Raw genomic sequence first — 18,422 nt, 5'->3', positions numbered from 1 at the left:
GCAAAAAAACATCCTCATTTTATTATCTTAGATACAAAGAATTAATGTGAATTAGAGTTTTATTAATAGGTAGACTATTTTTACTAAAGAAAAGGAGAGTGTTATGAGTGATCATATTCTTGTTTGTCCGAACTGCTCTACAGTGAATGATATTGAGCAAAGTGAGTTTCTAAATTGGCCGGAATGTTGCGATTGTAATACGTTATTACTTTCAAAAGTGCCCATTGAAGTTAACGAAGCAGCATTTAAAAATTTTATAATGCTCTCAACATTACCTGTTGTGGTTGATTTTTGGGGGCCTTGGTCTGGTACAAGTCACGAAATGGCTGATACTTTGAGTTCGCTAGCTAATACATTTTATCAAGATGCCATTTTTTTAAGAGTTAATAGTGAGCAGGAACAAGTGTTGGCTAATACCTACAAGTTGACTGATATTCCGACTTTTATTTTATTTGCCAGTGGCCTTGAATACCACCGGCTACATGGCGCTATTAGCGAACCCGAATTCCACCGATGGCTAGAACGTTACCTACGCATTAAACGCAAAAAAGCGATACCTCACCCATCCTCAATTTAATTAACTCAAGCACATATTTTTATTTTTACTCTGCACTATATATTTCAGGCTAGATTGGTTAAAATTCGCCTCTTTTTATATATATACTCATCACGCCACATGGGTATCAAACCAGAGATTATTGATGTTTGAAATCAATCCCGTTTTAAATAAAGTTAAAGACCTTACTGAGCGCGCTGAGCTGCTTAGGGGGTACCTTTGACTACGATGCTAAATCTGAACGTTTAGAAGAAGTGAGTCGCGAGCTTGAGTCTCCAGAAGTATGGAGCGAACCAGCACGTGCACAAGCATTAGGCAAAGAACGAAGCGCATTAGAATTAGTCGTGGACACTATTAGTGCACTTGATGCTGGCTGCGAAGAAATTCAGATGCTGGTGGACATGGCCGTTGAAGAAGGTGATCAAGATAGCTTTGATGAAGCGGTATCAGAAGCCGATGAGCTAGAAAAGAAACTAGAAGTGCTTGAATTCCGCCGTATGTTCTCTGGTCAAAACGATGCTTGCTCTTGTTATTTAGATATTCAATCGGGATCTGGTGGCACAGAGGCGCAAGATTGGGCCAATATGCTACTACGTATGTATTTACGTTGGGGCGAAGCGAACGGTTATAAAACCGAATTGATGGAAGTCTCTGCGGGTGATGTTGCCGGTATTAAAGGCGCAACGATTCGTTTTAGCGGTGAATATGCTTACGGCTGGTTACGCACAGAAACGGGTGTACATCGTTTAGTACGTAAATCGCCTTTTGACTCTTCAGGCAAACGTCATACTTCTTTTGCTTCAGCGTTTATCTATCCTGAAATTGAAGATGATATTAATATCACTATTAATCCTTCTGAGTTGCGTATTGATGTATATAGAGCATCAGGCGCGGGTGGTCAGCACGTTAATACAACTGAATCAGCGGTACGTATTACGCATGTGCCAACCAATATTGTTGTACAGTGTCAGAATGACCGTTCACAGCATAAGAATAAAGATCAAGCGATGAAGCAATTGAAAGCCAAGCTTCACGAGCATGAGCTACAGCTTCAAAACGCAGAAAAACAGATCAGTGAAGATAATAAATCAGACATTGGCTGGGGAAGCCAAATACGCTCATACGTATTAGATGATGCGCGTATTAAAGATTTACGAACAGGTATCGAAAGTCGTAACCCAAATAGGGTACTCGATGGTGAGTTGAATCCGTTTATTGAAGCGAGCTTGAAATCAGGCTTGTAACAACCAAATTTATAGTAAAACTAAACAGATAGGAATTATCATGTCAGAGCAAAATAAAGCAGAAGCACCGCAGGTCGAGTTAAGTGAAATATTGGCTGCACGTAAAGAAAAACTAGATGCAATGCGTGCTAAAGGGCAAGCATTCCCAAATGATTTCCGTCGTAAAGATATCTCTGACAAGCTACATGCTAAATATAATGAAAAAACAAAAGAAGAATTAGAAGAGTTAGCTGTAGAGGTTAGCATTGCTGGTCGTATGATGACTCGTCGTATCATGGGTAAAGCAAGTTTTGCGACAATCCAAGATATGGGCGGTCGTGTTCAAGTTTATGTTGCTCGTGATAATTTAGAAGAAGGTTTTTATAACACTGAATTTAAAAAGTGGGATTTAGGCGATATTATTGGTGCAACGGGTGTTTTATTTAAAACAAAAACAGATGAGTTAAGCATTAAAGTAAGCGAAATTCGTATTCTTACTAAAGCACTGCGTCCACTACCTGACAAATTCCACGGTTTATCAGATACAGAAGCGTGTTACCGTCAACGTTACCTTGATCTTATTGCTAACGAAGAATCACGTAAGACATTTATTCTACGTAACAAGATTGTGACTGCTATTCGTAACTACCTAAATGAGCGTGAGTTCATGGAAGTAGAAACGCCAATGCTACAAGCAATCCCTGGTGGCGCTACTGCACGTCCATTTGAAACATTCCATAATGCATTAGATTTACCAATGTATTTACGTATTGCACCAGAATTAAACCTTAAGCGTTTAGTGGTTGGTGGTTTTGAGCGTGTATTCGAAATTAACCGTAGCTTCCGTAACGAAGGTGTTTCAACACGTCATAACCCAGAATTCACTATGATCGAATTCTACCAAGCGTATGCTGATTACATTGATCTAATGAACTTAACTGAAGACATGTTACGTACGATCACTGAAAACGTATTAGGTTCAAGCGTTGTAAATTACGGTGAAGAAGTCTTTGATTTCGGCCAACCATTTATTCGCATGACCATGAAAGAGTCTGTATTAACTTACAACGATGGCATCGAAGCAAGTGAATTAGATAGCATGGAAGGGCTAAAATCCGTTGCTAAACGTTTCAACGTAAATCTGAAAGATAGCTGGGGTGAAGGTAAAGTATTAACAGAGATCTTTGAAGAAACGGCTGAGCATAAACTAATGCAACCAACGTTTATTACGGCTTACCCAGCTGAAGTATCACCGCTTGCACGCCGTAACGACGAAGATCCAGATGTAACAGATCGTTTTGAATTCTTTGTTGGTGGTCGTGAACTTGCAAATGGTTTCTCTGAGTTAAATGATTCAGAAGATCAAGCGCAACGCTTTATGGATCAAGTAGCACAGAAAGAGTCTGGTGATGATGAAGCTATGTTCTACGATGCTGATTACATCACAGCACTTGAGCATGGTTTACCACCAACAGCGGGTGAAGGTATTGGTATCGACCGTTTAGTTATGTTGTTTACTGACAGCCATACGATTCGTGACGTATTACTGTTCCCGCATATGCGCCCACAAGCAAAATAACTTTAAAAATAGCGGTCAGTTTTTAGCTGTTCGCTATCAGTAAAGTCAAAAAGTGAGCCTCGTTAATTTAACGGGGCTTTTTTGTGCTTAAGGCAGAATCGCCATGCTTATATCAATTACAATAAATAGCTGATCTATTTCGCTGGTTAAAATGACTTCCTTCTTCGTTGAAAATCTCGCAAAGGGAGTACCATCTAAGTCCGATTTCGCCTTGAATTAAAGCATTTTATCTGCGTAAAAGGCGTTTTCTAACGTAAGAATTAAAATAAACTTCTACTCCTATTGATTCTCTTTTTGGGTTTTTAGTTGTTCTCTTCTGCGTAGTTTTTTGTTCTTTTTGGAGTTTTTAAACTTCTCACTATTATCTTTTTTCACAGGGAATATTGAATCCATACAACGAATAGGAACTAAAAATGAAAAAATGGAGCTTGAGGTGTAAAAGGTTAACCAAAAAAGGAAGTTTATGGGGCTAATTGCAAAATAATATACATCACCATCATAACGATAATCACTAGGGGATTCTATAATTCCAGTGACTATAGCCTCTATGGAAATGAGCAGTAGGCCTGTTCCAAGTACACAGGCCAAAACAACAATTACTGCCTTATTAAACAATAATCTTCTTTTGCTGAGTATGTGTTGTTTTAACTTAGACTTTTTCATTAGGTTATTCAGTTATAAATTTTTTCTTGCTTTCCCCAAAAGGTAATTAGCAAAGCAATCACAATACCAATAAATCCAACGCTGGAAAAGATATAACTTAATTCATTTTTAATTGTAAACATATTTAACAAACTAGTAATTAATAGTGATGACAGTCCTATTGTTTTTATTACTGCTAGCGGTGCTTTTAAGCGAAACCAAGTTTCACAAAAAGGGCATTTTTTTTCTAGGTGAATGCCCTTTTTCTGAGTTGCTTTTATATTTTTAGTGTTAATTTTTTCTTGGCAGTTTGGGCAAGTAGTGATCATTTGTATTCCTTTACTGGCTATTTTCTTATTTCTCTTAATGTCCTAAAACCCACTGCGTAGGATGTATAGTATTTAGGCAAACTCATTCTTGATGAGTGATGCACGTAGGGCTGAGCGTCTAACCAGTTGGCTCCTTTTACTATTTTATCACTACAATTTCCGCTGTAATTAGGCTCATGGTTACCAGTGGCATTATCATGACTATCAGAAGCGCAGTCTAATACCCATTCTGCAACATTAGAGGTTACATCATATAGGCCGAATGGATTTGAAGTCAAAATTCCGACTTTCCATGGGTGAGCGAGATCACTTCCTTGTGGGCAGTCACCTAAATCTCGGTCGCAATGGTCTAAACCTTGCTCATATTCGTTGCCCCACCAAAATTTACTGTTTCGGCCTGCTCGTGCAGCAAACTCCCATTCAGCTTCGCTAGGTAATCGGTAAGTTACACCTGTTTTTTTGGTTAGCCACTCAGTGTATGCCATTGCATCAGCCCAAGTGACGTTTATAACGGGTTGTTGCCCACGGCCCCATCCATCATCATTAGGGCATTGTATATTTGTCTCATGGCAAAAGAGGTCGTATTGCTCAAAAGTAATTTCGGTTTCACTCAGTGCATAGGAGGTGTTAATAGTAACTTGATAAATAGGCTCCTCATTCTGGAATGATCGAAAATTTTCACCACCAATAGTTCCTTTGCCTGATGGTATTATTACCATCTTTGGGGCCAGATTTCCGTTACTTAGTTTATCTTGTATATAAGTGATTTCATGGCTATTATTGCTTGTCCCTAAGGGGCTTAAACTAACATAACTAGCTGCAATTCCTATGAATAATATCGAAATAAGTAAGTAGCTTAGCTTGATTTTATTTAGCATGTTATACCTTTCAAAAGCCTAAGCTTTGGTTGTAATACCAATTACATAGTTAATAGAGTTTTGTACTTTGCTTGGCAAGTTTTTCACACTGCCATGAATTGTAGCCGCGCTTCCTACCCCAGTAGCGATAACCGTTTTAGACAAAAAACTTTTATAAAAAGTACTTCTAATTAATTTTTGTACCTGTACTTGACTGTAAACCTTAGTGGCACGTGTACCATCATCGAGTAATTTCTTTCCTCGTATAACTTCTTTTAGTAATTTTTGGTTTTTTAATAATTTAGGGTTGTTAATTTTCAAAATTTCTTCTGCGAGTTTTTTCCGGTTAGCTCTAGTCATACCTTTATACATTTTTAGTAATTTATTTTGTCCAAAAGCTTTGTTCTGTTTAAATTTAAAATATAGAGACGTTGAGTCTAGGCCTGCCTTCGCTAAGTCTGCTACTTGTACTACATCTAGGGCAAACATTACGGTTGCAAAAGTTGGAGAGCTATCTAGCCATTGATTATACTCAGAGTTACCATTTACTTCATTTATCACCCTGCCAATGCCTGTGCCACATTGAAAAGTTGCTGCTGAAGTTGAAGCTAAAGTTAATGGCATAGCAGCCCAAGTTGCACCGAAACTAGCTCCGCCACCACCAGCTTCTGCAAAAAGCAATACCCAGCCAGAACCTGCTCCTGCACAGGAGATCATTGTGCTTTTTGACTCCTCCCAGAGAGTAGACTTTACTAGTTCTACTCTTTTATGATTAGGTACGTGTTTAGGGAAACTAACTTCACGAATGTATATTATTTTTCCATCTGCTCTGCAGCTTTCTCTTAATGTTTTTTTATCGTAATGACTGCTAGGAGAGAGGATCAAACTACCTGGGTTTACTGATAGTTTACCTATACGGTTTTTTTCATATTCAAAAATAACCCCTGCATGCTGAAACTCTGAGTCTGAATCTAGAGACATATACATTTCTTGTAATACGTTACTAGGAAATAATTGGGCGGCTCTTGCAGTAATGCCAGAAGCATTTAACATGTTGTTCACTATATACATCCTTGAATATTGTAATGTTTGCCAGAGAGTAGCATATTTAAATATCAGGTAAATATTGTGATTATATTTATTTGATTTTTGCATGGGTTAATATGAAATTACTACGGGGAAGGATGCAACTTCAATTGTATTCAGAGAAATATAAAACTGAGTTGGCTGGGGAGGCATTAATATCTAAAATTACAATTTAGGAGCTAAAGACTAAAAATCTGTTAGCTATACTAATCTATAATTGAAATTCTCTTACGGCCGATAGGGATATCAAGTGCATTTAATGCCTTTTGAATGAGTTTTTCTCCATAGGTATTATCCCTAAACTCGGCATGTTTTTGATCCAATGCAACATCTACTGGTTCTGTGGATCAACAGGAATTTGAGGCTTTCGCTTTTGATCGCCGTAGTAATTATTATTTTCACACCCAACACACGACACGTTAGTTCCATTGCTCAGGCTATTCTTATTTTGGACAATAAACGCATATTTCACTTCGTTTCTTTAGCAAAGGTGACCGTCGCTTGTTTAATGTTTCACATTCAATTTCTAAACGTTTTACTTGAACTTTTGATTTACTAATTTTGGAGAAAAACTTCCGGTGCAAAGTAAGCGCTCGAAAGCAGGTATTTTATATCGAAGCTATTAAGGGAATAAGCCTCTTCGCCAATAATAGGGTACGTCAGTAACTAGCTATCAGTTATCAGTGAAAACCAGTATTTATGGGAAAGGCTGTAGTTATGCTCGCTGAAAATATAAGCCTTGAGGTGTTATTAGGTTTTTATTTTGCTAATGGCTGGCAGCTGATCGCTTCTCTTAAATTTTAGACAAAAAAATACCCGCTCGAAAGCAGGTATTTTATATCGAAATTGTTAAGGGAAGATTACTCTTCGCCAACAACTTCAATTGTAACAAGGGTTAAAACGTCAGAGCCAGTGTTCATAAATAGCGAAACTGCAATCGCAGTTTTTGTTCACTCTGTTTGTATTGTCGAATTTTGGACAAAAAAATACCCGCTCGAAAGCAGGTATTTTATATCGAAATTGTTAAGGGAAGATTACTCTTCGCCAACAACTTCAATTGTAACAACAGTTGAAACTTCAGAGTGTACAGAAACTGCAATCTCGTAAGTACCAGTGTTACGTAAAGCGCCTTCAGGAAGACGAACTTCACTTTTAACTACAGCTACACCAGCAGCCGTGATTGCGTTAGCAATGTCACGAGTACCGATTGAACCGAATAGTTTACCTTCATCACCTGATTTAGAAGAGATAACAACCGCTTCTAAAGCTTCAAGTGACGCGCCACGTGTTTGTGCCGCAGCAAGGTTAGCAGCTTGCTTAGCTTCTAATTCAGCACGACGTGCTTCAAAAGCTTCTAAGTTTGCTTTGTTTGCTGGTAAAGCTTTTTGCTGTGGGAAAAGAAAGTTACGTGCGTAACCTGCTTTAACATTCACTTTATCGCCAAGTTTACCAAGGTTAGCAACTGTATCTTGTAGGATAATTTCCATAATCTATAGCTCCTATTTACTTGTGTAAATCTGTGTAAGGAATAAGCGACAAGTAACGTGCACGTTTGATAGCGCGCGCTAGTTGACGTTGGTATTTTGCACATGTGCCAGTAATACGGCTAGGTACAATTTTACCACTTTCAGTAATGTAGTTTTTTAACGTTGGTACGTCTTTGTAATCAATTTCGCTAACACCTTCAGCAGTGAAGCGACAGAATTTACGACGGCGAAAATAACGAGCCATGGTAGTTCCTCAAATTTGTTCTATGTACTGAGCGTGCAACACTAATTTGCCAACATTGTTGGCGCTTTTATGAAAAGTGATAAAACCACTTACACGAAGCTGCATGCCTTTCGATAATGTGTTTTTTAACTGAGTAGCGAGTGTTCCACTAGTTGCAATGGGCATATAACAAAACGCATTGCGTGGTAACTCAACCTCTTTTTGCACCGAGCGGTGTTCAATTGTAAAATTACAATGTTCGACACCACTTGGACTAACTTTAAATGTTGGCTTTTCAGTTACAACACCTGAGAGACGCAAAAAGTTTTCAGTCACTAAGTTTCTTATGCTTCAGCAGTTGCTTCTGGAGCAGCGTCTGGGCGTGGAGCACGAGGAGCACGCTCCTCTCTTGCTTTTGCCACAACAGATGCTTCAGTTACAGCAGCTTTAGTACGCATGATCATGTTGCGGATCACTGCATCGTTGAAACGGAAAGCAGTTTCCAAATCATCGATTACGTTTTGCTCTGCTTCAATGTTCATAAGAACATAGTGTGCTTTATGCAATTTGTTGATTGGGTAAGCTAATTGACGACGGCCCCAATCTTCTAGACGATGGATCGTTCCGCCAGCTTCTGTAATAGATGCTGTGTAACGTTCGATCATACCATTTACTTGTTCACTCTGATCTGGGTGAACCATAACTACGATTTCATAATGACGCATATAAAAATCGCTCCTTACGGGTTAGTAGCTTCTGAACTTGGATCAGCCGTACCAAATAGAAGCAAGGAACAAAAAAGATGGCTGATTTAAGGCGACAAATTATACAGTTTCATAATTAACAACGCAAGCTAAGCTTTCATTTACATTTATCAAGTTGCATCTATTCATTAACTATTTAAAATAGTCTTTCAATAATTTAATGGTGAGTATTATTTAGTGGGCTCTCGATGGTTTTATATCTTATTAGCGAATGTCGCGGTATTGACTGCAAATGTATGGCTATTTGTCGATAAACCCCTGCCTGACGCGACAGAATCGGCAGCGCCTTCTCATCCTTCTTTTATCGTCTTAGAGAATGTAGAGGGTGTAAAAAGTAAATCGAATAAGGCTGGCATCGCATCAATGAACGGTTTCCACTTTCTGCTTAATGATCCATTAGCGCCTGAGCCAGAAGATTTGCAACCTCAGCTAAGCTTGGCTAAAAAAACGATAGAGCAAAAAAATAGCCAGATTAACAAAGCACGACAAAAGAATAAGCGCCAGTCTGCTCAGGTTACCCAACAGAAAAACAAAAATAAAAAGCTACAGCGTCAATTATTTACATTGCAAGATACGTTACGCGATCGTGAAGAGGTATTAGTTAGCCATCAGCGTAAAATTGAGCAATTAGAAGAACAAACAAAAATAGCAGAGAATAACCGTTTTAAAACGGATATTGATCTGGTTAAAAAATCGATAGAGTATCAACCTGATTTAGTGAATGTAAAATCAGCGGAAAAATCATCGTTACAATCAACGGCTATCGGTAAAGAGTCACTAACTGATGAAATAGAATCCAAGCGTTTTTCTGGTTCTGTCGAATTTGGTTTTACTTATGAGCAAGACAATCAAGTAACAAAAGCGGTCAATGGACGATTGATCTTAGATTACGATGAACCCGATAAATACAACATTAACAGCGATTTAGACTTTGAATTTGAAGATGAGGATGGTGAAACCAGCACTGAAAAATATCGTTGGCAGCTACAGTCTGATTATAATTTAGACCCACATAACCTGATGTTTGCGCGTAGTGATGTAAACCGTAGCCAATTTTCAAGTTATGAGCAGGAAGATATTTTTACTGTTGGTTATGGACGTATCTTTTTTAGTAATGAAAAACATAAGTTTAACGCTGAAGTTGGGCCTGGTTATCGTTTTGCAGTGCCTAATGTTGGCGAAGATGCGGTTTCTATTGATGAGTTTATTGTGCGTACTCGGCTTAATTACGAGCGAATTATTACTGATAGCTTACAAGTGAAAGTCGATACCGTGTTAGAAGCAGGGCACTCTAATAGTGTTTATAGTTTGAGTTTTAAAGCGCAGAATCGAATCTACCAAGAGTTATATCTTACTTTTAGTTTTGATTACAAATTTACTGAAAATGTACCTGTTGATACGGTGAATAAAGAAGTAAGTAGTGGGTTGAGTTTGTTGTATGCATTTTAGAAAATCAGCTGACGGCTTATAGCTGTCAGCTGTCAGCTTTATTTATCGTCTTTGGCGTACGACTTCAAACAAACAAACGCCAGTAGCTACTGATACGTTTAAGCTTGAAACTGCACCGGCCATTGGCAGTTTAATCAGTTCGTCACAATGTTCACGTGTTAAGCGACGTAAACCTTTACCTTCCGCGCCCATTGCAATCGCGATGCCACCAGAAAATTTACAGTCGTAAACCTCTTGTTCAGCTTCGCCTGCCGTACCGTATATCCAAATACCTTTCTCTTGTAGGTTACGCATGCAACGTGCCAAGTTAGTCACGTGAATAAGCGGTACAGACTCTGCTGCGCCACAGGCAACTTTACGCACAACAGGTGTAAAGCTTGCTGAGTTATCTTTAGGAATGATAACCGCGTGTACACCGGCAGCATCAGCACTACGTAAACAAGCACCTAAATTATGCGGGTCAGTGACACCGTCTAAGATAAGTAAAAAAGGAGGCTCAGTTAATTCATCAAGAATAGGCTCTAAATCGTTATCGGTTAATACTTTTGCAATTTTTATACGTGCAATAATACCTTGATGTTGCTCATCATTGGCTTTTTCATCAAGCGATTTACGTAGCATCTGTTGCACCGAAATCCCCCATTGTTGTGCTTTTTCAGTGATATCAGTTAAACGTTGATCATCACGACCTTTTAGCGTGTAAATTTCAATAACACGTTCTGGTTGCGTTTCTAATACCGCATCAACGGCATGCATGCCGTAAATTAATTCACTTTTGCTCATCTTGCTTATCTCTTTATAAAAGAGGTGAAGCTAAAGCTTCACCTACAAATGTTATTTATATATTCGTTTATCTATCTGTTGTTATTCGGCTTAGCATTTGTGCGCGCTGCACGACTCGCTTTCTTGCCTGTTGCCGTTGTTTTTTTCTTTTTAGAAGAGGCTGTGTTCTTTGCGCCTTGTGCTATTTTTCTTTGAGGCTTTTTCTTCTGTTTGTTAGCCGCCTTTCTTTTTGCAAGCTCTTCTTCAGTTAGCTTGTTGCTGTTTTTCACAAATACTTTCTTAGGTTTTTTCTCTGCTTTTTCATCAGGTTGAACAGTCGATTGTTCATTTTCTTGACGTTCTTTTTTATTGCGCTTACGTTTATCAATCGGGCGATCTTTTTTAGGTGCCGACTTAGATTTATCACCATCTTTTAAGCCACGTTTACGCTGGCCTGCAACTTCTTCATCATTCAGTTCGAAGTCGATTTTTTTATCATCTAAGTTTACCGACAATACTTTAACTTCTAATACATCACCAATACGGTAAGTACGGCCTGTGCGTTCACCTTTAAGGGTCTGTTTACCAGCATCAAAAATATAATAATCGCTGATTAACCCTGAAATATGTACTAAACCATCAATGTGAATGTCGTTTAGGCGCACAAAGAAACCAAAGTTAGTCACTGCGGCAATCGTTCCGACCATGACATCACCAATGTGATCCTGCATATATTCACATTTCAGTGCATCTGCTACATCACGGGTTGCATCATCAGCGCGGCGTTCTGTCATTGAACAATGTTCACCTAACACACCCATTTCGCTGTGTTGGTAATGGAAACCACCGGTTTCAGTCCATTTCGATTTAAGCTGACCTTTCTCTTGATGCTTAACAAGGTACTTGATTGCACGATGCAGAATAAGATCTGGGTAACGGCGAATTGGCGACGTAAAGTGAGAGTATTCACCGAGTGCTAAACCAAAGTGACCCAGGTTTTCATCTTGGTAAACCGCTTGTTTCATTGAGCGCAGTAACATGGTTTGTAACAGTTCGCTATCTTCACGACCTGCAAATACTTCAGCTAAGTCAGCGTAATCACGTGGAGCAGGTTTATCACCGCCACCTAGGCTTAAGCCAAGTTCGCCAAGGAATGAACGGAAGTTAACGAGTTTCTCTTCACTTGGTGTTTCATGAACACGGAATAGAGCGGCTGCCTGTGCGCTTTCAATCAAACGTGCAGAAGCAACGTTCGCTGCGATCATACATTCTTCGATGATCTTGTGTGCATCGTTACGTACTAATGGCACGATTGATTCTATTTTACGTGCCTCATTAAATAAGAAACGTACTTCTAATGTTTCAAATTCCATACCGCCACGAATCTTACGTGCTCTTTTAAATGCTTTATAAAGATGCTCAAGTTCTTCTAAGTGAGGTACTAATGGATTGTACTGCTCACGAAGCTCTTCATCACCTTCAAGAATTTTAGATACTTTTGTATAAGTAAAACGCGCATGTGACTTCATGACTGCTTCGTAGAACTTAGAGCTTTTTAAATGACCATCTTTGCCAATGACCATTTCACTGACCATACATAGGCGGTTAACCTGTGGATTCAGTGAACAAAGACCGTTAGATAAAACTTCTGGTAGCATCGGAATAACTTGGTCAGGGAAATACACTGAGTTACCACGGTTAATCGCTTCTTTATCTAAAATGGTATTATTTCGTACGTAATAACTTACATCTGCGATAGCAACCCATAAGCGCCATCCACCACCAGGTTCTTTTTGACAGAAAACTGCATCATCAAAATCACGTGCATCTTCGCCGTCAATAGTTACTAATGGCAGTTCGCGCAAATCAACACGGCCTTCAATCGCGTGATCAGGAACAAACTCACCAAATACTTTTAACTCTTTGTCTAAACCTTCTGGCCATTCATGTGGAATGTCATGGGTACGCAGGGCGATTTCAACTTCCATGCCTGGTTCCATGTCTTGACCTAATACTTCAGTAATTTTACCCATTGCGCTAAAGCGTGCTTTAGGGCGGTTGGTTATTTCAACAACCACGATCTGCCCATGACGTGCACCACAGTTATTTTCTTTGCTGATCAGAATCTGTTGGTTAATGCGAGAATCATCAGGAATAACCATTGCCAGGCCATCTTCAACAAAATAACGTCCGACGATAGTGCCTTGACGAGCCGTTACTAGGCTTATAAAGCGTGCTTCAGTACGACCGCGAGAATCTACTTTTACAGGTTGCGCTAATACTTCATCACCATGGAAAAGAAAACGCATTTGGTGGTTGGGTAAAAACAGGTCTTTTTCTTGGTCTGGACTCTTTAAGAAACCAAAACCATCTTTATGACCGATAACCTTACCTTGCACTAAGTCTAGTTTTTCAGGTAGGGCATACGTTGATTTACGACACCACACAAGTTGACCATCACGTTCCATTGCTTTCAAGCGTCGGCGTAAACCTTCTGCTTCTTCTTCACTGCTTAGTGAAAAGGCTTTAAATATTGCATCACGTGTAATGGGTTTAGCTTGTTTTTGCATAAACTCTAAAATGAACTCACGGCTAGGCACTGGGTGCTCGTAAGTCTGTGATTCTCGTTCGATGTGTGGGTCTTGTGTCATATTGAAGGCTCTAAATAATGTAAGTACTGGAAAGTATATCTGAAAAAGACTAGATCACATTATTTATTAACCTTTTGGGCTTTAGGTTTATTGTATTTCGGCCAGATAATGATGATTACTAAGAGAATTTGTTCGAACAATAGACACTCAGCGGTTATTTTGGGTAAATCATCAAAAAAGAGTAGACAGAAATTCAAAGCTTGAGTAATATTCGCGCCACGCTAAAGACGTGAGCACCCGTAGCTCAGCTGGATAGAGCGTTGCCCTCCGGAGGCAAAGGCCGCAGGTTCGACTCCTGTCGGGTGCGCCAATGTTTCGGAAGACAATAGTTCAAAGTAATATTTCAGTTCTTTAGTATTTAGTGGCGGATGTAGCTCAGTTGGTAGAGCCCCGGATTGTGATTCCGGTTGTCGCGGGTTCAATCCCCGTCATTCGCCCCATCTTTTCTAGATGTAAAATTGATTCTCGGTGATTAGCGCAGCTTGGTAGCGCACCTGGTTTGGGACCAGGGGGTCAAAGGTTCGAATCCTTTATCACCGACCACATTCGAAGAGCCTGTTTAACTGATAATGTTAGACAGGTTTTTTTGTTTAGTGGCGGATGTAGCTCAGTTGGTAGAGCCCCGGATTGTGATTCCGGTTGTCGCGGGTTCAATCCCCGTCATTCGCCCCATCTTTTCTTGATGTAAAACGAGATAATCGGTGGTTAGCATAGCTAATAGCCAAAGACTTAGTCTACAGACTAAATCTAAAAATCTCGGTGATTAGCGCAGCTTGGTAGCGCACCTGGTTTGGGACCAGGGGGTCAAAGGTTCGAATCCTTTATCACCGACCACATTTAGATAAACCCGCTTAGTCCATTGGATTAAGCGGGTTTTTTCGTTTTAAGTACCTTTGAAAAGCAATCGAGGGGCATTCATTGATTCGAACCCTTTATCACCGACCACATTTAGATGAATCCGCTTAGCTCCTAGAGTTAAGCGGATTTTTTCGTTTTAGGAACCTTTGAAAAGCAATCGAGGGGCATTCGTTGATTCGAATCCTTTATCACCGACCACATTAAGAATAATCTGCTTAGCTCTTAGATTTAAGCGGATTTTTTCGTTTTAGGAGCCTTTGAAAAGCAATCGAGGGGCATTCATTGATTCGAACCCTTTAAAGAAAGCCGTGGGGCATTAGAAAGGCTGTTTTAACATAAACCACATCGCACTACCTTCTTCACCAAAGGCCATTTCAAAACGTACTGGCACTTTAGCGGCTAACGCGCGGATACTAAAACCAACATCATATTTCATATCCGAGAGTAATAAACCAACATCATATTTTTCTGCAACACGTCCAGCTTCTGCAAATAACACGAATTGAAACCAATCAACAGGAATAGGATTCCAAGCGAGATCGGCAAGTGGGTTGATACGGGGAATAATACGATATTCAATAGCACCATAAAGTGCCGCTTTATCATTAAAACGGTTGTTATCGTAAGCGCGCATTCTGGTCCAACCACCGAGTCTTGCACCTTCCCACATTGGTGTTTGGTGTTTTTTTAGTGAACCATTGTCATAAAGGGTTTCCGAGTCTTTCCAAGAAGGGCTATAAGCACTCCAGACGTTAAGGGCAACAACACTTTGACGACTCCAAGAGACGTTTTCAAACTCCAGGTAATGTGAGTAATCCACTTCAAGAGAGTTCCAGCTTTGTGTTGAGTTGCCTGTGCCAAAGTCAGCAGATGCTTTTGCGCTAAACGCGTAACCACGAGATGGGTTACTTGGGTAGTCGGTATTATCATGTTCGAGGAAGAGGCGTACACCATTGGTATTAATTTCTTGTGATTCAAGGAATTTATCGGCCGTCCATTTGGAGTAAAAAATCTCACTACCAATTAGCGTTTGCCCGGTCGAAAAAGGTGCTCCACCGCCAATATGATCACGGTTAACAGCAATGCCTCGCTGTAACTGAATTTTAGGGAGCACTTGGTTTTTGCTTTCACCCCAAGGTAAAACAAAACGCACATCGCCTTTAAACCAATTGTTATAACCCTGTGTCTGTAATGGCGTGGTTGCATTATAGTCATTGTTTTCTAGATCTTTTTCAGAGTCATTACCGCCTTCGATATACAGGCGTTGATTAGGGTAATAACCATAAGCGCCAATAGCACTGACAAATAAACGATTGGAAAAGCTAGGGCGATAACCATTGATTGCTAACATCGCACCTGAGGTTCGTTCGGTTTCAGATTCTCTTAAATCGTTATGTTTTACTTCTAATTCTTCACCAATAAAAGTAGTGGCGACAATCGACATTTGAGGTTGAATGTAACCGGCAAAAATACCCACCGCACCCATAGTGAACCCCATACTATCTGAGCTGAAGACATAAGGTAAAACGACCCAAGTTTGTTGTTTGTTTTTATCTCGGTTGAGATCTTCTATTAAAAACTCACTGGCGTTAATGCTGTTACAAAAGACAGAAAGAAGTAAAGTGGGTAAGAGATTTTTTGTTAAATAAAGCAATTTCATATCATTATAAGCTGGGCCGGAGTGTGTGGGCTCAGTATATACTACCGATGGCATTGCAGAAAAGGAGTTGAGTAGTGGATGCTTATTATATAGACTTTAGGCCATTATTTAATGATAAAAAGGCAAAAGACAAACCATGAAAAAGCTATTAATGAGTTTGCTTTGTATCACGGGATTGTTGACCACAACTTCTGTATTAGCGGCTAATAAAATTGGTATCGCAGTGGATCAAGGTTTTGGCGTTACTGGCCAGTTTGAAAATATTCAGGCCTTTATTGGTAATGATGGCATCAGTGGCGATTACATTGTTAAGCAAGGTAGCTTCACTGAAGATATTCCATTTAATTGGTATGTTGGTGGTGGCGCTTATTATAACTGGTCTGGCAATGACAGTATTGGCGCACGTGTACCATTAGGATTAACGTTACCTTTTGCTGCCAAGTGGGATGTTTACGGGCAACTTGCCCCCGCACTAGATTTAGACTTAGATCGTGACAAACTCAATTTTGAATTAGATTTTGCAATCGGTATTCGTTACGCCTTTTAATCCAAACATTATTCAGAAGAGAAAGGGCGTCAGCCCTTTTTACATTTATAGGGAAAATTTTATGCGTTTATTACATACCATGTTACGCGTGGGTGACTTACAAAAATCAATTGATTTTTATACTTCAATTTTAGAGATGAAATTACTTCGTCAGTCTGAAAATGAGCAGTATGAATATACGTTAGCTTTTTTAGGTTACGGCGATGAAACAGAAACAACGGTATTAGAGCTAACTTATAACTGGGGAACATCAGAGTATGACCTAGGAAATAGTTATGGTCATATTGCCATTGAAACTGATGACATTTATGCAACCTGTGAAAAGATCAAAGCGATGGGTGGTGAGATTACACGTGATGCTGGTCCTGTTAAAGGTGGCACGACTGTGATTGCTTTTGTTAAAGATCCTGACGGTTATATGATTGAACTGATCAATAAAAAAGATGCGGGTCAAGGGTTAGGTTAATACCTACTTGGCAAACACAGGAGCCTAGCCTCCTGTGTTAATTTTTCTCTAAATATTTTCCTCTATTATCCTGCACTACTCTCTTCTTCATGCTCAAAATAATAATTCACACGTGCGCGTGGGTTTAAATACTCTTGAATATTCTCTGGTAATTTGTTGGGAATGATCACCTTGTCTATTTTTAACTCTTTTTCACTAAGGGCAATAATAGGCGCATCACTTTTAGGAATAGAGGGGTCGTAAATCATGACATTAGGTTGCAGGATATTCTCTTTGCTGACACTCATTACTAATGCCAGTTTTCCGTTACACAGTTGCACAATACAACCTGGCGGATAAATACCGAGTTCTTTAACCATTAAACCGAGCACCTCTTTATTTAGCTGCTTGCCACGATTCTTATAAAGGTGTGATAAAGCATGATAAGGCGTGCGTGTCGGGTGTTGGTCACTGGGATTACATAGGTTGTCATATTCATTAGCGATGCTCACAATTTGTGTGAGTAGGTTTATTTGATCGCCTTTTAGTTTTTTAGGATAACCGCTTCCGTCTAAAAATTCATGATGTTGGCTGACGATTTCGGCCACTGCATCGGGAAACCCTTGGATATTATTAATTTGATCCTGCGCATAACGTACGTGAATTTTATAATAATTATTTTCAGCAACACTCACATTAGGTCTATTGTGCAAAATTTGGTTGGGTATTTTACTTTTTCCTAAATCATGGAACAGTACGCCTAAACCTAAATACACTAACTCCTGCTCAGACAATGCCAGTGCTTTACCGAGAATTATTGCGAGAATGGACACATGAAAAACATGGCTATGGTATTTGTCGCCTTCTTGACCTTCTTCCATTAAATGCAATACGGTGCTTTTACTGTTATTCAATTTCTCTGTAATATGGATAATTAATTCTTTAGCATCAGCTAATGCCTGTGGTGCCTGATTACCTAGTTTGAGATTAATAGCACGTACCACGGAAAGCGATTTTTTAAACTGTGTTTCACATTTACGCAGGTTACGTAAATAAGCTTTTTGTTCTTCAATACGGCGTTCTTTTTCTTGCCAGAGCACATCTAAGTAACTCTTTTTTTTATCGATCTCTATATTTTCAGGTTTACCCGTATTTGCTGGTAATGGGCTAGCATCACTTTTTTCTGGAAGGTAGAAAACATGATTAAAGCTTAACGATTGTAAAACCTGAATCTGATCTTCATCTTGTATTTTGAAGCTACTGAATAGAAAAGGATGACCTCCCCATGTGCAGGGGAGTTTGAT

At 39.4% G+C, this 18,422-nt stretch carries 18 protein-coding genes and 5 tRNA genes; 11 read left to right on the top strand and 12 right to left on the bottom strand.

Features of this window, described 5'->3' with window-relative positions:
• The first annotated feature begins 103 nt into the window (after positions 1-103).
• From CXF74_RS08000 to lysS, 3 genes are all read left to right on the top strand, one after another.
• The gene (locus CXF74_RS08000; RefSeq protein WP_101081893.1) at positions 104-577 is read left to right on the top strand and encodes a thioredoxin family protein; all 474 of its coding nucleotides are present in this window, start codon (positions 104-106) and stop codon (positions 575-577) included.
• 124 nt (positions 578-701) lie between these two features.
• Positions 702-1,800 (top strand): peptide chain release factor 2 gene (prfB, locus tag CXF74_RS07995; protein WP_101081892.1). Its coding sequence is split into 2 segments (ribosomal slippage): positions 702-776 and positions 778-1,800, totalling 1,098 coding nucleotides; the frame shifts between segments, so codons are not numbered across the junction.
• A 40-nt stretch (positions 1,801-1,840) separates the two neighbouring features.
• Positions 1,841-3,358, top strand: a complete 1,518-nt coding sequence (lysS, locus tag CXF74_RS07990) for a lysine--tRNA ligase (RefSeq protein WP_101081891.1) — start codon at positions 1,841-1,843, stop codon at positions 3,356-3,358.
• Positions 3,359-3,637: 279 nt separating this feature from the next.
• On the opposite strand, the gene CXF74_RS07985 is transcribed toward lysS, so the two are convergent.
• From CXF74_RS07985 to rpsF, 8 genes are all read right to left on the bottom strand, one after another.
• Positions 3,638-4,021, bottom strand: coding sequence for a hypothetical protein (locus CXF74_RS07985; protein WP_101081890.1), 384 nt, complete (start codon positions 4,019-4,021; stop codon positions 3,638-3,640).
• An 8-nt stretch (positions 4,022-4,029) separates the two neighbouring features.
• Positions 4,030-4,329 (bottom strand): hypothetical protein, encoded by a 300-nt coding sequence (locus CXF74_RS07980; RefSeq protein WP_101081889.1) that lies wholly within the window; start codon positions 4,327-4,329, stop codon positions 4,030-4,032.
• Positions 4,330-4,346: 17 nt separating this feature from the next.
• Positions 4,347-5,048 carry a formylglycine-generating enzyme family protein gene (locus CXF74_RS07975; RefSeq protein ID WP_157822357.1) on the bottom strand — a complete coding sequence of 234 codons (702 nt, stop codon included), beginning with the start codon at positions 5,046-5,048 and terminating at the stop codon, positions 4,347-4,349.
• Positions 5,049-5,225: 177 nt separating this feature from the next.
• Positions 5,226-6,248: a hypothetical protein gene (locus tag CXF74_RS07970; protein WP_101081887.1), complete on the bottom strand. Its 1,023-nt coding sequence runs from the start codon at positions 6,246-6,248 to the stop codon at positions 5,226-5,228.
• Positions 6,249-7,306: 1,058 nt separating this feature from the next.
• Entirely contained in the window at positions 7,307-7,759 is a 453-nt protein-coding gene (gene rplI / locus CXF74_RS07965) for a 50S ribosomal protein L9 (RefSeq protein ID WP_101081886.1), read from the bottom strand.
• A 16-nt stretch (positions 7,760-7,775) separates the two neighbouring features.
• A complete protein-coding gene (gene rpsR, locus CXF74_RS07960) occupies positions 7,776-8,003 on the bottom strand; it encodes a 30S ribosomal protein S18 (protein WP_094752566.1) in 228 nt (75 codons plus the stop codon).
• 9 nt (positions 8,004-8,012) lie between these two features.
• Positions 8,013-8,318 carry a primosomal replication protein N gene (gene priB / locus CXF74_RS07955; protein ID WP_101081885.1) on the bottom strand — a complete coding sequence of 102 codons (306 nt, stop codon included), beginning with the start codon at positions 8,316-8,318 and terminating at the stop codon, positions 8,013-8,015.
• Positions 8,319-8,326: 8 nt separating this feature from the next.
• Positions 8,327-8,707, bottom strand: coding sequence for a 30S ribosomal protein S6 (gene rpsF / locus CXF74_RS07950; protein ID WP_101081884.1), 381 nt, complete (start codon positions 8,705-8,707; stop codon positions 8,327-8,329).
• Positions 8,708-8,923: 216 nt separating this feature from the next.
• Between rpsF and CXF74_RS07945 the strand changes: the two genes are divergently transcribed.
• Positions 8,924-10,195 (top strand): DUF481 domain-containing protein, encoded by a 1,272-nt coding sequence (locus CXF74_RS07945; RefSeq protein ID WP_101081883.1) that lies wholly within the window; start codon positions 8,924-8,926, stop codon positions 10,193-10,195.
• Positions 10,196-10,237: 42 nt separating this feature from the next.
• Here the strand turns inward: CXF74_RS07945 and rlmB are convergent, their stop codons facing one another.
• Both rlmB and rnr read right to left on the bottom strand, forming a co-directional pair.
• Positions 10,238-10,978, bottom strand: coding sequence for a 23S rRNA (guanosine(2251)-2'-O)-methyltransferase RlmB (gene rlmB / locus CXF74_RS07940; RefSeq protein WP_101081882.1), 741 nt, complete (start codon positions 10,976-10,978; stop codon positions 10,238-10,240).
• Positions 10,979-11,049: 71 nt separating this feature from the next.
• Positions 11,050-13,608, bottom strand: coding sequence for a ribonuclease R (rnr, locus tag CXF74_RS07935; protein WP_101081881.1), 2,559 nt, complete (start codon positions 13,606-13,608; stop codon positions 11,050-11,052).
• 233 nt (positions 13,609-13,841) lie between these two features.
• Between rnr and CXF74_RS07930 the strand changes: the two genes are divergently transcribed.
• From CXF74_RS07930 to CXF74_RS07910, 5 genes are all read left to right on the top strand, one after another.
• Positions 13,842-13,918, top strand: a tRNA-Arg gene (locus CXF74_RS07930).
• A 54-nt stretch (positions 13,919-13,972) separates the two neighbouring features.
• Positions 13,973-14,048, top strand: a tRNA-His gene (locus tag CXF74_RS07925).
• Between the two features lie 26 nt (positions 14,049-14,074).
• A tRNA-Pro gene (locus CXF74_RS07920) sits at positions 14,075-14,151 on the top strand.
• Between the two features lie 53 nt (positions 14,152-14,204).
• Positions 14,205-14,280: transfer RNA gene (locus CXF74_RS07915), tRNA-His, on the top strand.
• An 85-nt stretch (positions 14,281-14,365) separates the two neighbouring features.
• Positions 14,366-14,442, top strand: a tRNA-Pro gene (locus CXF74_RS07910).
• A 340-nt stretch (positions 14,443-14,782) separates the two neighbouring features.
• On the opposite strand, the gene CXF74_RS07905 is transcribed toward CXF74_RS07910, so the two are convergent.
• Positions 14,783-16,120 (bottom strand): BamA/TamA family outer membrane protein, encoded by a 1,338-nt coding sequence (locus tag CXF74_RS07905; protein WP_232772471.1) that lies wholly within the window; start codon positions 16,118-16,120, stop codon positions 14,783-14,785.
• Positions 16,121-16,262: 142 nt separating this feature from the next.
• Here CXF74_RS07905 and CXF74_RS07900 point away from each other — a divergent pair, with 142 nt between their 5' ends.
• Together CXF74_RS07900 and gloA are read left to right on the top strand one after the other, a co-directional pair.
• Complete coding sequence (locus CXF74_RS07900) at positions 16,263-16,673, top strand: hypothetical protein (protein ID WP_101081879.1); 411 nt, start codon at positions 16,263-16,265, stop codon at positions 16,671-16,673.
• A gap of 61 nt (positions 16,674-16,734) precedes the next feature.
• On the top strand, positions 16,735-17,139 hold the full coding sequence (gloA, locus tag CXF74_RS07895; RefSeq protein ID WP_101081878.1) for a lactoylglutathione lyase: 405 nt from the start codon (positions 16,735-16,737) through the stop codon (positions 17,137-17,139).
• A gap of 65 nt (positions 17,140-17,204) precedes the next feature.
• Here the strand turns inward: gloA and CXF74_RS07890 are convergent.
• Positions 17,205-18,422: HD-GYP domain-containing protein (locus tag CXF74_RS07890; protein ID WP_101081877.1), on the bottom strand; the 1,218-nt coding region annotated here is incomplete at its 5' end.

Source organism: Psychromonas sp. Urea-02u-13, from assembly GCF_002835995.1.
In the GTDB taxonomy this organism is placed as follows: Bacteria; Pseudomonadota; Gammaproteobacteria; order Enterobacterales; family Psychromonadaceae; genus Psychromonas.
Note: the sequence above shows the minus strand (reverse complement) of the source record. Positions and strands in the feature narration are given on the sequence as shown.

Bases quoted from the DNA above. Each gene is read 5' to 3' on its own strand.
- rlmB (WP_101081882.1), bottom strand. From the start codon at position 10,978: ATGAGCAAAAGTGAATTAATTTACGGCATGCATGCCGTTGATGCGGTA.
- rpsR (WP_094752566.1), bottom strand. From the start codon at position 8,003: ATGGCTCGTTATTTTCGCCGTCGTAAATTCTGTCGCTTCACTGCTGAA.
- rnr (WP_101081881.1), bottom strand. From the start codon at position 13,608: ATGACACAAGACCCACACATCGAACGAGAATCACAGACTTACGAGCAC.
- CXF74_RS07980 (WP_101081889.1), bottom strand. From the start codon at position 4,329: ATGATCACTACTTGCCCAAACTGCCAAGAAAAAATTAACACTAAAAAT.
- CXF74_RS07900 (WP_101081879.1), top strand. From the start codon at position 16,263: ATGAAAAAGCTATTAATGAGTTTGCTTTGTATCACGGGATTGTTGACC.
- CXF74_RS08000 (WP_101081893.1), top strand. From the start codon at position 104: ATGAGTGATCATATTCTTGTTTGTCCGAACTGCTCTACAGTGAATGAT.
- rpsF (WP_101081884.1), bottom strand. From the start codon at position 8,707: ATGCGTCATTATGAAATCGTAGTTATGGTTCACCCAGATCAGAGTGAA.
- rplI (WP_101081886.1), bottom strand. From the start codon at position 7,759: ATGGAAATTATCCTACAAGATACAGTTGCTAACCTTGGTAAACTTGGC.
- CXF74_RS07985 (WP_101081890.1), bottom strand. From the start codon at position 4,021: ATGAAAAAGTCTAAGTTAAAACAACACATACTCAGCAAAAGAAGATTA.
- CXF74_RS07975 (WP_157822357.1), bottom strand. From the start codon at position 5,048: ATGGTAATAATACCATCAGGCAAAGGAACTATTGGTGGTGAAAATTTT.
- gloA (WP_101081878.1), top strand. From the start codon at position 16,735: ATGCGTTTATTACATACCATGTTACGCGTGGGTGACTTACAAAAATCA.
- lysS (WP_101081891.1), top strand. From the start codon at position 1,841: ATGTCAGAGCAAAATAAAGCAGAAGCACCGCAGGTCGAGTTAAGTGAA.